A 13676-nucleotide genomic window follows, 5' to 3' on the forward strand; every position below is an offset into this window, starting at 1 on the left:
GCCCGCGGCATGAAGCGGTGCAGGCCTCGTCATGGGGCAGGTGTTTACGGCACGGACGTGGGTAGGAAAGGGCGGCTCTCATGGCGCGGCGCTCGACGTCCCTCCCGGGACGGGGGCCTACCTGTGCTCGGGGGAGGGCGGGTCCCTGTCGCCAGGCAGGGACCGTCGAGCGCGAGGAGGCGGAATGGGCCGGCACGGCGGGCGGCATGTGGTTCCAGAGGCAGGGCGGCCCGAGGTGTCCCGGGCCGGTCGCCACCGGGCTCCCGAAGAGGGACAGCCGGCAGTGCCCTACGACGGTCGCCACCGGGCTCACGACGTGGCGCCTTCCCGGGAGGTGTTCCTCCGGGAACGGGCCATCCCGGCGCTGTGGGGTGCGAACGGCGCGCTGGCGGCTGCTGCATTGGCGGCTGCCCTGTTCGTCGGACAGTCGGATTCGGGCCTCGGGCTGCTGGCGGACCCGCCGTACCGACTCGGGCCCTGGGACTCGGGGCCGGACAACGGGGCAGGCGGCGCCGGTGCTGCTGCCGACGTCGCCGAGGTCGGCCTGCAGTTCTCCCTGAACCCCGGGGTCCCGAGCCAGAACTCGCCCGGTGCTGGTCGGGCCTCGCTCGAGGGGGATGCCCTCTTCGCCGAACCCCTCGCGGCGCAGTCGCCGGCGCCCTTCGGCAGCGTTTTCCGCGCGCCGTCGGCCGGTCCGGTCGGAGCGCCGACGCCCGCAATCCCCGCGCAGCGCGCCGGTGGGCAGGCAGCGCCTGGGCCGGTGGCGACTGCCGACGCCGGCCTCGCCTCCCCAGCCGCCCAGCCGGAGAGCCGGATGGTGGGTACGCAAGCGCCGGCGGGGGAGCCGGTGGCGCCCGCGGCGGAACCCGGGAACAGGACGGTGGAGCCGGTGGCCCCCGTGGCGGAGCCCGGGGACAGCACGGTGGAGCCGGTGGCTGGGCCGGTGGCTGGTCCGGTGAGCCGGGTGGTGGAGCCGGTGGCCGAGCCCGTGGCTGAGACGGTCGCGCCGCTGGTGGAGCCGGTGGCTGGGCCCGTGGCTGGTCCGGTGAGCCGGGTGGTGGAGCCGGTGGCCGAGCCCGTGGCTGGTCCGGTGAGCCGGGTGGTGGAGCCGGTGGCTGAGCCCGTGGCTGGTCCGGTGAGCCGGGTGGTGGAGCCGGTGGCCGAGCCCGTGGCTGGTCCGGTGAGCCGGGTGGTGGAGCCGGTGGCCGGGCCCGTGGCTGGTCCGGTGAGCCGGGTGGTGGAGCCGGTGGCTGAGACGGTCGCGCCGGTGGTGGCGCCGGTGGCCGAGCCCGTGGCTGAGACGGTCGCGCCGCTGGTGGAGCCGGTGGCTGAGACGGTGGCGCCGGTGGTGGAGCCGGTGGCTGAGACGGTGGAGCCGGTGGCTGAGACGGTGGCTGAGACGGTGGCGCCGGTGGCTGAGACGGTGGCGCCGCTGGTGGAGCCGGTGGCCGAAACGGTGGAGCCGGCGGCCCAGACAGTGGCCGAGACGGTGGCGCCGGTGGCCGAGCCCGTGGCCCAGACGGTGGCGCCGGTCGTGGACGAGGTCGTGGCCCCGGTGGAGGCCGTCAGTGCCCCCGTGTCGGAGGCAGCGGCGTCAGCCGGAGACGCCGACGTCCCCTCGAAGCCGGCGGACATCCCGCTCGGCGGGGGCGAGACGCTGTCGGGCGGACTCGGCTGAGGACGTCGATCCGCACGGCCGCCGCTGCCCAGGGGGACTACCGCGGTGGCGGGTTCGCGGACGCCTCCGTGCGGCGGGACGTCGGCGGTCGCCACCCCGTCGTGTCGCGGCGCGGGGGCAGCGACCGTTCCGGCCGGGCACGCGGGGCGACGGTGCCGCGGGTGGGCGCCAGGTCGACCGGGTCGACGACGATCGAGCGGAACATCCCCGAGTCGAGCGCCGGCACCAGGTCCGGACGCGCCGCGGGCACCTCCACCTCGGCCTTCCGCAGGTCGAACACGCAGGGGGTGCTGGCCGGTGAGCCCAGGTAGGGCCGGGACGATGCCCCCGCCATCGGGCGCCACGGCAGGCCCAGGACACGCAGCACCCGGAGCACCCGGTCGTCCAGGATGGTGACGAGGCCGTGGACGCCGGTGCCGGTGGCGTACCGCCAGACGCCGTGGCACAGGGCGAGCGTGATCTCGGCGCCCGCCGCACCGGTGCGGTAGCGGGGGTCCACGGCCAGGCTGGCCACGTCCCACACCGCCTCGGGCGTGAGGTCGATCGTCGCCAGGCTGTCCGCGACGGGCAGGTGCCACGGCTCGCCCGCCACGTCGGCCAGCGTCTTCACCGGTGCGGGGCCCGCCGGGATCAGCCGGATGGCGCCCAGGGCGCGGCCGCTCTCGTCGTCGACCACCGCCACGAAGCGCGACCGATCCTCGTACGGGCCGTACTCCTGCTCCATGACCGCCGGGGTGTTGCCGAAGGCCTGCAGGAAGACGTCGGCCTCGACCCGTCGTGCGGCATCCCGCTCCCCGGCGGAGTGCGCCACGAGCAGTCGGAGGGCCATCTCAGAAGGACTTCGCGACGACGGTGCCGGCCGCGAAGAAGTCGGCGGTGAAGGCAACGGCGGCGTCCGGGTCGAACGCCTTGCACGTGTAGACGTCCACCGAGAAGAACAACCGCGGCTGCTCCCAGGCGTAGAAGTGCGCCCCCGAGGTCTCCCAGTGGATCCAGCCGGCCCAGCCGTACCGGTCCGAGCGGTGCGTCACCGGCTCGAGCAGCTGCACCATGTCGACCTCGCGGGACAGCGCGGAGAGGTACGTCCGGATCTGCGCGTCGTCCACGGGCCGGGCCGGGATGCCCTCGATCACCAGCCGCTGCCGGACGATCTCCGGCGCGAGGTCCTGCCAGGCGACGGGGCGGGGGAGCAGCTCGCGGGCGGGGGAGGAGGGCAGCACACCCCCATGGTTCACAGTGCGCTGCGGAGAGTGCTGATCCGTGACGGCGTGTCGCGGCCCGAGGTGCAGATGACCCGTGGTCAGTCCCGAGCCGGATCCCGGCCGAGCTGGGGCATGAGCGCCTCCTCGACGAGCCCGGAGTCCGAGGCGGCCAGCCAGTCCAGGAAGTCCTCGACCGGCATGGGACGGGCGACGGCGTACCCCTGCGCGACGTCGCAGCCGAGACGGGCGAGGGTGGCGCTGGTCGCCAGGGTCTCGACCCCCTCGGCCACCAGGCTCAGGCCCAGGGCGTGGGCGAGGGCGACGGTGCTCTGCACGATCGCCGCCGCCCGGGGGTCGCGGTCGACGTCGGCGGTCAGGCTGCGGTCGAGCTTCAGCTCGTCGGCCGGCAGGTGCCGCAGGTAGGCCAGCGAGCTGTAGCCCGTGCCGTAGTCGTCGATCGACGTGCGGACGCCGGAGGCGCGCAGGGCGGCGAGCACCGCGCGGCCGCGCTCGGGGTCGGCCATGAGGGTGTCCTCGACGAGCTCCAGGGTGAGCGCCCGTGCGGGCAGGCCGTGCCGGTGCAGGGCGGCGGCGACCTTGCCGGCCAGGTCGAGGTCGGTGACGTTGGCCGCCGAGAGGTTGACCGACACCGGCACCTCGCGCTCGGGCCACCACCGGGCGGTTGCCGCCAGCGCGAGCTCGAGCACCCGGTCGGTCAGGGGCCGGAGGAGGCCGGCCTGCTCGGCGGCCGGCAGGAGGTCGGCGGGGGAGAGCAGCCCCCGCGTGGGGTGGTCCCACCGGACCAGTGCCTCGGCGCCGGCGATCCGGCCGTCGCGCAGGTCCATCTGGGGCTGCAGGAAGATCCGGAGCTCGTTCCCGTCCAGAGCGGTGCGCAGCTCCTCCATGGTGCGCAGCCGGTCGCTGGCACCGGTTCCGGTGACCGGGTCGGGCACGTAGAGGTGCACGCCCTCGCGGGTGCGCTTGGCGCTGTACATGGCGACGTCGGCGCAGTGCAGCAGCTCCTCGACCGTCGTCGCCGGGGCCGGCGCGGTACCGACGCCGATGCTGACGCCCACGTGCAGCCGCACGTCGGCCACCGTGAACGGCGCCAGCAGCTGCTCGCGCAGCCGCTCGGCGAGCGCGCGTGCCTCGTCGGGCTCGGCGACCGGCATCAGGACGGCGAACTCGTCGCCGCCGAGCCGGGCCAGGACGTCCTCGGTTCGCAGGGAGCCGCGCAGCCGCGGGCCGACCTGGCGGAGCAGGTCGTCGCCGGCGGAGTGGCCGAGGCTGTCGTTGATCTCCTTGAACCCGTCCAGGTCGAGCAGCAGGAGGGCGGCGGGCCGGTCGATGACCGCCGAGGCGACGACGCGCTGCGCCCGCTCGAGCAGCGCGCGCCGGTTGGCGAGGCCGGTGAGCTCGTCGGTGCGTGACTCGAGCTTGACCTGGTTGTACTCGCGGACCTCGCGGAAGGTGACGGCGATGCGGACGAGGCCGGCCAGCACGCAGCCCATGGCCAGCCAGCCGGCGAGGTCGGGCACGGGATCCGACCAGGCCGGGCTGAGCACGACGAGGCCGGCGACGAGGCTGGCCAGTGGCACGGCGAGCAGCCGCCAGCCGATGCGGGAATCGAAGGCGTCGACGGGAGCCGGCCGTTCGACGGCGCCCGTCGCGGCCGCGGCCGTCAGGACGACGCCGGCCAGCCAGCCCAGTTCGAGCGGGCCGCCGTCGACGTAGGTGCCGCGCACCTTCAGTGCGAACAGGACCAGGTCGGAGATGCAGACGGCGCCGAGCCCGGCGCCGAGGAGCACCGCGGTGCGGTCGAGGCGCATGCCGAGGATGCCGCCGACGGCCATGACGACGGCGATGAGCAGCACCGTCGTGATCGGCGCGACGAGGTCGACGGCGGCGACCGGTGCCTCGCCGGGGTCGGTGCGGAGGTAGGGGCCCAGGACGAAGGCGACCCCGGCGGACAGGCTGCCGAGGGCGGCCACGACGCCGTCGAGCCACATGCTGGGGTGGAAGCGGGCGACCCGGACGCGGATGAGCACGACGACCGGGACGTACATGACCAGGTACGCCGCGAGCAGGACCGCGTGCGAGAGCCAGGACGCCGGTTCGTTGCCCTGCAGGCCGGCGGACAGCACCCGCAGGGCGTTGCCGACGGCGCCCAGGGTCAGTGCGACGGCGAGCGCCACCCAGGCGACCCGCTCCGTCCGGACCCGGCTCGCCGCCAGCACGCAGGCCGCGGCGGCGGCGAGGTAGGGGAGGTTGAAGAGGACGACGTCGTAGGTGCGGTCCCATGCGGCGCCGTCCGGGCGTGGCCCGATGCCGGTGGCGAACAGCGCGGCCAGGCCGATCGTCAGCACCAGCGCACGGCGGGCAGGCCTCGGCGTGGCCGCAGCCTGCGATCGCTGGTCCATGCCTACGACAACGGTCACGGACCCGGCGGGCTTGACGGATGAGCGCCCGGGATCACCCCGAGGAGGGAGGCACGGCGGCCCCTGCGGTCAGATGAGGCCGCTGTCCAGGGACTGCTGCCAGGACATCTCGTCGATGACGGCGCGCTTCTCGACGTCGTCGAAGCGCACCTTCTTCCAGCTGTGTCCCTGCTCGGTGCCGGCCGTGGCGCTGCGGTGCCACTCGCCCTTGCGGGTCAGGAACCAGGAGCGGCCGTGGTAGCCGGAGCCGGTGAAGATCCAGCCGGACAGGCTGGTGAGCCCGTTGCGCTGCTTGTGCGGCTCGCGGGCGTAGGGAAGCAGGTAGAGGCAGACGTCGGTGAACTCGGCGGCGGTCAGCCGGCGCAGGGTGTGCGCGGCGGAGCGGATCTCCTGCTCGGTGCGCTTCTCGTCGCGGGCGTAGAGGATCCAGACGGCGTCCTCGTCGGCCAGCTCGAGCAGCGTGGTGCGCTGCCGGAGACGCTCGGCCTCGGCGGCTGCTGCCTCCTCCTCGCGGCGGCGTTCCTCGGCGGCCGCGGCCGAACGAGCGCGCACCCTCGCCAGGGCCAGGTCGCGATCGCAGACCCGCCACCCCTGCCAGAGGTCGGAGTGGTCGGCGCACACCATGCGGGAGCACTCGGTGCACTCACCGACCGCGGGGTCACCGCACCGGCAGCGCGCGGAGCCGGGGCCGTCGTCGCGGGTCTGGATGTAGACCTTGCCGCAGCGGGTTTCCGTCACGGTGGCAACCGACGCCGTGGCGTCGCCGACGGCAGCGGGCCGGCCGGCCGGGACGAGGGCGTCGCAGCGCCAGTACCCGGGAAGGATCTGCGTGCGTGCGTCCGTCGCCCCACACGAGGGACAGGGCATGAGCCGAAGGCTAAGGGGCCAGTAGCACCGGACCGCGGAAGGGCTTGGATGTCGTCCGACACGGATGAAGCAGGCGTAACTACCGTCCCGGTTGCCACGGCAGCGCAGCCCCGGTCGCTGCCGGCCGGCAGTCACCGGGCGATGCAAGGTGGCCGGGCCTGGAGGCTTGATGGACCAGGAAACGATGCGCGGCGTGGAGCGGCGGCGACATGGCTGGCTAGCTCATCAGCGCGGGCTGTGGCTGCAGCCGGCCCGACACGAGCCGAGGACGCAGAGGACGGCCACGAACCGCCGGCGCGGTAAGGGCCAGGTGGCGAAGGCCGACGTGCGGGATTCACGGGACACGGTCCGCTGGATCGCTACTACGCCCCGTGTGGATGTCGCCGGACGGAAACCTCAGCCTTACGACGGATCCCCTCCTGCGGACCTAGCGGCTCTGGAGCCGACGCCGGCGCCTACGGCTGTTCATCTCTTCACCAGAACGGTGTGAACGACGTCCGCCATCGCACGTCGAAAGGCCGGGCGGGAGAAAGACTCCGCGTGAGTGCGGATGCGGTGGGCGTCGTAGGTTGATTCGTCGAAGGTTCTCAGCGCTCGGGCCCAGGTACTCACGTCGTCAGACCCGTCCGTCGGCACCAGCTCACCGGAGACGCCGGGAAGTACGGAATCCCGCGCACCTCCGGCGTCGATGGCGATAACCGGCGCGCCGCAGGCTTGGGCTTCGACCGGCACGATGCCGAAGTCCTCGATGCCTGGCATGAGAAGGGCACGGCAGCGGCGGAAGAGGTCGCGCAGACCATCGTCGTCGACGCGCCCCACGAATCTCGTCTGTGGTCCGGCCAGCTGTTCGACCTCGGTACGCGAGCGACCGTCGCCGGCGACGACCAAGGGGACCCCGGCTTTCTCGGCGGCCCGGACGGCCAGGTCGGGTCGCTTGTACGGGACCAGCCGTCCGGCGAGCAAGAAGAAGTCCTCACGTTCGACGGCGCCATCCGCCGTGTAGAAGTCTGTGTCCACGGGAGGGTGAACAACGACCGACTCGCGGCCCCACCAGTCCGCGATGCGTTCTGCGACGGCGCGGGAGTTGGCGACCAGCGTGTGCACCCGCGCGGCGGCGCGACGGTCCACGGGCCGGAATGCCGCCGAGAACGCGCCAAGAGCGACTCCCCCCAATCGTCCGCCGAATTCCCCGGTGCGCATGACAGGGTCCCAGACCCACCGGGCGGGGGAGTGCACGTAGGCAACGACCGGAGCTGACGTCGCATGGACGACCTGCGTCGCGAAGGCGTGATGAGAGGCGATGACGACGTCCGACTCAGGGATCGTCATACACCGCATGGCCACCGGCAGTGCCGGCAGCAGGTGCGCGTAGGTCGTCCCGCGCAAGAGCCGGCTCAGTGGCGTAGTGCGCAGGCGCGCCTGCATGTCATGAGCCAGGACACCCGGGCGGGCGATCGGCGCCAGAATCGGCGCGCCGGGCCACTCGAGCGCCAGTTGCTCGACGACGGCCTCGGACCCGGCAAATTCGGTGAACCGTTCGTGGGCAAGGGTCACGCGCGCGCCGTCTGCGCTATCGGGCATTTGCACGTGGTCATAATGCCGGTGCACGCGTCGCTACAGCGATCTCGTGCGCGTTGATTGTTCGGCCCTTGAAGATGCTGCGGCGGCCGAACCATGCCGGTTGCCCTGTGCAGCGGCGGACACGACCGACAGGATGCCGCTGTATCACCGATGTGGGGGGAGATCGCTGTGACGTCGACCGACACGCTGACGCGCGGGCGTCATCATCAGGCGGTTGACGGACTGCGTGCCGTCGCGGTAGTCGCCGTCATCGCCTTCCACTTGTCGGAGCGTCGAGTGCCCGGCGCCTTCCTTGCCGTCGATGTCTTCTTCGTCATATCCGGCTTCGTCATCACCTTGACCTTGCTCCGGGAGCATGACCGCACTGGTCGGATCAGTCTCATCGACTTCTACCGCCGTCGCTGGTGGAGGCTCACGCCGGCGCTAGCACTCGCCGTCCTTCTCGGGCTCGTCCTGACAACGGTCTCAAGTCACCAGTCGCTGGGTACATGGTTCCGCGAGGCCGTGCTGGGGCTGACCTACACCTACAACATCGGCCAGGCCGTCCGGCAGGACGGCGGCGGGACGATTCTCAACCACCTGTGGTCGCTCTCCGTCGAGGAGCAGTTCTACCTGGTGTGGGCGCCTCTGCTCGCACTGTCTCTCGGGCTCGTCGCAGTGCGCAGTCGCCGCATGGTATTCGTGGCAGCAGCCGTGCTGGTCCTCGCCATCGGACGGTCAGTCACTGCGGTCGCCCTTGGTAATCTCAGCGCCTTCTTTCTCCCCTGGACCCGCTTTGACGAGTTTCTCTGCGGCGCGCTAGTGGCCGTGGCACTGCACGGCGAGCAGCGGCCGGCGCGCCTGTTCACTTCGGCGTGGCCGGCGGTCGTTGCCGCAGCCGCTCTAGTCCTGATGATCCCGTTCGTGCACATCTTCGTCGACGACTGGATGTACCACGGCGGCTTCCTGCTGGTGGCGCTGCTGACGGCGGTCGTCGTCGGCCACGCCGCCGCACCCGGTGGATCGGTGGTCAAGACGGTGCTCAGCTGGGGGCCGGTGGTCTGGCTCGGGCAACGCTCGTACGGCGTCTATCTCTACCACCTGCCGCTCATCTTGGCGATGTTCACCATGGGTGCGCCCCGTTGGCTGTACGGGACGGCGGCGCCGGCCCTCACCGTCCTGCTCGCCGCGGCGTCCTACAGATGGGTCGAGGTGCCGCTCCGGCGGCGCGGACAGCGACGACCTGCTTGGCGAGGAAGCGAGCAGGTTCATGCAGCACCTGGCGGGGAGGCGCAGTCGGCGAGGCGCGTCCGGCGTCCTGAGGGGGTTTCGGAAGGCTGACTGCTGACTCGCCGGCGATGCGACTTCTACGAGCGTGTCGCGACGCGCAACGCGGGAACCGGACGCATGTGTACCAGGGGCTGGCGAGCGCCCCGAGGCCTGCGCGCGTCGAGTCTCGGCGGACGTGACCCAGCCGATGCCGGTCATCAGCACGACGGACGGCCTCGAGCACGTGCTGGTGGCTTCCGGCCGTCGTTCAGCGCTTCCCGTCTCCCCGGGGGTAGACGCCGGAGCCTCGGCCGGCGCCCGAGCATTGGGTCACCGACCAAGCCACGGCAGCGATAGGCGCCGACGAGGGCACGCGCGCTTCTTCTCGGAAGCTAGAGGCTCCTGACTTCTACCCGGTCCACGAGCATGACAGCTGGCTGGGTAGCCCGGTTCTGCTGTCCGCCAGCCCCGCCTACGGCAAGGTCCAGGATCAAGAAGTTCGGGTCGGTCAGCTGTGGGCCGAACGCGTACGGCTTGCCAACGCCCAAGTCGGGGGTGATGGTTCGCCCGCACTGCTTGTCGTCGAAGAAGAACGTGAGCCGGCCGGGTTCGACGCGCGCTGTGTACTTGTGGAACCCGGCGGTCAAGTCGACGTTGCCGCAGACCGCGTCACCGCCGTGCCAGGTCCGGTCGCCGTTCCAGTTGTGCACTGCCCTGTGGTAAAGCGTGTCCCAGGTCGTGTACTGCTCCATGATGTCGAGCTCGCCGACCGGGAGCTTCTTCGCGGCGCAGCAGGTTTGTTCGGCGTTGAGGGTCCAGAACGCCGGCCAGTAGCCGTCCTGAGCGGGCACCTTGATCCACGCGGAGACCTCGCCGTACACGAAGTCGAACTTGCCAGCGGTAGAGATGGCACTACCGGCTGTGGGGGTGGCCGGTATCCGCAGGTGCCCTTGCCCATCCAGGGTCTCGGTGTCGCCGCAACGGATGTTCCCGAACGCCGCGGAGGAGTGGTAGGTGCACGACGACCAGTCGCGCCACTTGGTGCGGTCGAACGACTGCCCAGCGGGGCCGGTGAAGTCATCGACGAAGAGCAGGTTCGACGGCGGCTCTGGTGCCCGTTCCTGCTCTGCCGCGGGTGCGGGTGCGGGTGCGGCGAAATACAGCAGGCAGTCCGCCTTGCCGTCCAGCGCAACCCCGACACGAACTCGCACCTTTGCCCCAACGCCGGCCGGGTCGTGTGCGTCGACGCGGTACCGACTATTCGACGTGCCGTAGTCGTATCGCGTCTGTCCGCGGAGGGTGCCGGCCACCGAGGAGTCCCCGTTGTAGGACCGCACCTCCCATTCCGTCAGTACGGTTTTAGTGGAGGTCCAGCGCACCTCCAGTCTGGTGCGCTGCACCCCGCGGCTGTCGGTGAAGGGAGCCCCCCACTGGGCAGTGACCTGCCACGGTTTGCCAGAGGTGCACGACTGACTCTCTGCGGCGGCCTGCGCTACCGCGGGAAGCCAGGCAACGGGTAGTAGCAGGGCGCACAGGCAAACGGCGATCGCGCGCAGCGTAGTCATGAGTCGTCATCCGGTCATCGTCGGCAAGCAACATGGGCCGTTGGATCAGGCGATGCGGCGGGCCCAGGGCAGAGCCTCGGGCGGGGCGCATGCGGCCCTCTCCCTGGCCTGGCGGTACGTCGCCGCTAACGGCAAATGATCACAAAGCGTAGTTACATCGTAACGCTATATTGCTATTGAGGCAATCCGTAACCGACCGATCACAGACAGGCGGGCATCTCAGCGGAAACGTCGCCCGACTGCTCCGACGCCTCGTAGCAAGGGGCACTGATCGCGCACGCGGCCGATCGGAGCCAGTCAGCACGGCAACCGGCGCCCCTGCCGGTCATTGGCGACTCAGGGGCGACCTGCAGTGGACCCCGCCGTCGCGACGTCCGAGTGCCGCCCACTCAGAGCCTGGGGTGGCTCATTCCTGCGAAGGGTCGCCCGAGGCGCCAGAACCCGCGCTGTCGGCCTGGGCGATCTTCCCTAGAGCAATTTCATACGCGCTGGCCAATCCATGACGCGGTGCGTACCCAGCCGCACGCAGCGCGTCGTTCGGAAACCGCATTCTCCAGAGGGGGTTGCGCAACGTGAGCCTGCGGAAGCGCAGGAAGTCGTGTGCCCAGTCGGCCACGCCGGGGATTCGTGCCACTCGGAACCTGGGGTCCCCACTGGCCTTGAAGGCTCGCCGTAGGAAGTCGGCGTGGGTGGGCTCGGGGTACTCGTCCTCGGACAGGTTGTAGACCGCCACGCTTCCCGGCTCACCGCGCCCCGCGAGGGCGCCCTCCATCGACCAGATGAGGGCGTCGGACACGTCGCGCACGAACACGTGGTGCGCGTGGCGATGCGCCGTAAGCACGCGCTTGATGGGGTTCCAGTCCCGGATCCGGAGGATGTCGTCGATGTCAACGACGACCGTCGGCCGGAAGATGACGTAGCGCACTCGCTTCGCCGCTGTTCGGATGGCCAGTTCCCCGGCCAACTTTGTCCGCCCGTAGGTGCGGACGTAGGGAAGCGCCCAGTACTCCGAGGGCACGTCGTGATCGACCGTCAGGACGGGGGCGTCCTCCGACATCACGCGGCCGCGGCCGCTGCCGTAGACGGAGACCGAGCTCGTGTAGCAGAACGCGTCGACGCCGGCCCGTTCCGCCGCTTCGGCGAGGTGCCGGGTCGCTTCGGCGTTCACCCTCGGCATCCGCTCGGCATTGCCGATCGCTGCGGCGAGGTGCAGCACCGCGACGCACCCGTCGATCAGGCCGTCGTAGTCGTCGGCTGTGGCCCGCAGGAGGTCGAACGTCCGCCACTCCAGCTCGGCACCTCCTGTGTGCGAGTCACCGGGCGTGCGGGAGGTGGTGGCGCGCACGTGGTAGCCGCGTTCGAGCAGGTCGGCGAGCACCACCCGGCCGATCCGACCGGTGGCACCGGTGAGGAGGACCGTCGTCGGCTGTCCCTCGCGCTTGCGAGCTCGCAGGACCGCTGCGGTGTCCGCGGCCGCGTGCGCTTTGAGGTGGTCGGCCAGCCTGATCGCCATGGCGACGATCATCTGGGTGGGATTGCAGTGACCCACGGTCGGGAATACGGACGTTCCGGCTACGTACAAGCCGGCGACGCCGTGCACCTGTCCGTCCGCATCCACCACTCCCTGGGTGGGGTCCGTCGACATCCGAGTCGTGCCAGTGGGGTGCGCCACGTCGACGAAGGACGAGGGGAAGTTCTCGCCGTTGGCCACCCAGTCGGCGAGGTCGGGTGCTGGGAAGCCCATCCGAGCCAGCTGGTCGGCGACCAAGACGGCCATCCGCCGCATGGTGTGTGGTTCGTCGTCGTGGATGCGCCAGTCGATGCGGGGCAGCCGCTGACCGAAGCGATCCCGCCGGTCGGAGAGGGTCACCCGGCTGGCCGGGTCCGGCCGCTGCTCCACCATGCCGACCAGTTCCAGGCCGGCAAGTTTCCGTGGCACGCCGTTGCGCTCGATGAAGTAGTCGCGGGCGCCGCGCGCGAGGAATCCCACGTTCTTCGTCAGGGCGACGACATCGTCCGGCATCCGGGGCCGGCCACCGAGGACCCGCCGCATGGCCGCCCACGGGTCGTCAGTGGCCCATTGCTCGCCGAGCCATGCGGAGCAGTTGAGCAGCCCCTCCGCCTGTTGGACCTCCGGGCTCAGGCGGAAGCCGGCGCGGAAGAAGTGCCCGTGCACGTTGTAGCGGCCCAGTCGCTTCTGGAGATCGCCCGTTCCCCGGACGGGGAACGTGCCGACGGTGCCCCTCGGATGATCCATCAGGTAACGGCCCACCAAATCGTGGTCGTTCCCCAGTCCGTCCGGCGTGACGGTGTCCGAGGCGAGGAGGAGTCGAGCGTTCTCGATCCCGCCGGCGGCTAGGACGACGGTCTCCGCTGCCAGCGAGCGGGTCCGTCCGTCCGGACCGGTGAAGCGGACGCCTCTCGCGGCCCGGCCCGACTCCACGGGGTCGACTCCGGTCACCGTCGCATGCAGCACCACGGTGACGTGGTCGCCGAGCCGCTCCAGCAGGCCGCGGCCGAACCTCGTGTACTCGAAGGGGTAGGACTCCGCCGGGTCGCGGCTGAACTGCCAGAAGAACGACAACAACTTCGAGGGATCCGGCGTCGCGGTCGGCGGGCGACGTCCCGCCAGGTCCCAGAAGCGGTCGTCTTGAAAGCCGTTCCCGACCGCGAGACCGAGATGGGAGGTCGTCCGCTCGAGGTAGGGAACCAGCTCATCGAGGCTGAACGGCCATCCTGACGCCGGCACCCAAGAGCGGTACGAGAAGTCGATGGCGTCGAAGGGCGCGCACCGACCGCCCCATGTGTGCGAGGAGCCGCCGAGTATGCGGTTGCGGACGCTCCACTGATCGACAGCCCTCGCCCGACCGACGTTCTCGACGTCATTGAGCTGGTCTACATCGGGGTCCCGTTCGATCCCGCCGCTCTCGAGCACCACGACCCGGAGCGCCGTGCCTGAGAGCTCACGGGCGAGTGTGGCGCCGGCTGGACCGGTGCCGACCACGCAGACATCACACGCGGTGATGGCGGAAGACGCGTCCTCGCCGGCCGCGCCCAGATCTATGACGGGCATGTAGCTCCCGGACGTCCGGCCCCG

General features: G+C 71.2%; 9 protein-coding genes. 2 read left to right on the top strand and 7 right to left on the bottom strand.

All coding sequences use genetic code 11. From position 1 onward, the window contains the following. Positions 1-316 precede the first annotated feature (316 nt). Entirely contained in the window at positions 317-1678 is a 1362-nt protein-coding gene (locus tag C5507_RS02740) for a hypothetical protein (RefSeq protein ID WP_158657467.1), read from the top strand. Between the two features lie 37 nt (positions 1679-1715). Here C5507_RS02740 and C5507_RS02745 read toward each other — a convergent pair whose 3' ends face one another. The 5 genes from C5507_RS02745 to C5507_RS02765 all read right to left on the bottom strand — a co-directional run bounded on the left by C5507_RS02745 (position 1716) and on the right by C5507_RS02765 (position 7739). Next, complete coding sequence (locus tag C5507_RS02745) at positions 1716-2507, bottom strand: hypothetical protein (RefSeq protein WP_104527003.1); 792 nt, start codon at positions 2505-2507, stop codon at positions 1716-1718. A gap of 1 nt (position 2508) precedes the next feature. Beyond that, a complete protein-coding gene (locus C5507_RS02750) occupies positions 2509-2898 on the bottom strand; it encodes an S-adenosylmethionine decarboxylase (protein ID WP_104527004.1) in 390 nt (129 codons plus the stop codon). An 80-nt stretch (positions 2899-2978) separates the two neighbouring features. Next, on the bottom strand, positions 2979-5300 hold the full coding sequence (locus tag C5507_RS02755) for a putative bifunctional diguanylate cyclase/phosphodiesterase (RefSeq protein ID WP_104527005.1): 2322 nt from the start codon (positions 5298-5300) through the stop codon (positions 2979-2981). An 87-nt stretch (positions 5301-5387) separates the two neighbouring features. After that, on the bottom strand, positions 5388-6056 hold the full coding sequence (locus tag C5507_RS02760) for a hypothetical protein (RefSeq protein WP_104527006.1): 669 nt from the start codon (positions 6054-6056) through the stop codon (positions 5388-5390). 594 nt (positions 6057-6650) lie between these two features. Continuing rightward, a complete protein-coding gene (locus C5507_RS02765; protein ID WP_207225894.1) occupies positions 6651-7739 on the bottom strand; it encodes a glycosyltransferase in 1089 nt (362 codons plus the stop codon). 195 nt (positions 7740-7934) lie between these two features. Between C5507_RS02765 and C5507_RS02770 the strand changes: the two genes are divergently transcribed. Beyond that, a complete protein-coding gene (locus C5507_RS02770) occupies positions 7935-9086 on the top strand; it encodes an acyltransferase family protein (protein ID WP_158657468.1) in 1152 nt (383 codons plus the stop codon). Between the two features lie 320 nt (positions 9087-9406). Here C5507_RS02770 and C5507_RS02775 read toward each other — a convergent pair whose 3' ends face one another. Further along, positions 9407-10579 (bottom strand): glycoside hydrolase family 16 protein, encoded by a 1173-nt coding sequence (locus tag C5507_RS02775; protein ID WP_104527008.1) that lies wholly within the window; start codon positions 10577-10579, stop codon positions 9407-9409. A gap of 406 nt (positions 10580-10985) precedes the next feature. Next, complete coding sequence (locus tag C5507_RS02780; RefSeq protein WP_104527009.1) at positions 10986-13652, bottom strand: GMC family oxidoreductase; 2667 nt, start codon at positions 13650-13652, stop codon at positions 10986-10988. Between the last annotated feature and the right edge of the window lie 24 nt (positions 13653-13676).

The organism is Blastococcus saxobsidens (assembly GCF_002938435.1).
Lineage (GTDB): Bacteria > Actinomycetota > Actinomycetes > Mycobacteriales > Geodermatophilaceae > Blastococcus > Blastococcus saxobsidens.

Excerpts from the sequence above, each read along its gene's own strand:
- C5507_RS02755 (WP_104527005.1), bottom strand. The coding sequence starts at position 5,300 with ATGGACCAGCGATCGCAGGCTGCGGCCACGCCGAGGCCTGCCCGCCGT.
- C5507_RS02780 (WP_104527009.1), bottom strand. The coding sequence starts at position 13,652 with ATGCCCGTCATAGATCTGGGCGCGGCCGGCGAGGACGCGTCTTCCGCC.
- C5507_RS02745 (WP_104527003.1), bottom strand. The coding sequence starts at position 2,507 with ATGGCCCTCCGACTGCTCGTGGCGCACTCCGCCGGGGAGCGGGATGCC.
- C5507_RS02775 (WP_104527008.1), bottom strand. The coding sequence starts at position 10,579 with ATGACTACGCTGCGCGCGATCGCCGTTTGCCTGTGCGCCCTGCTACTA.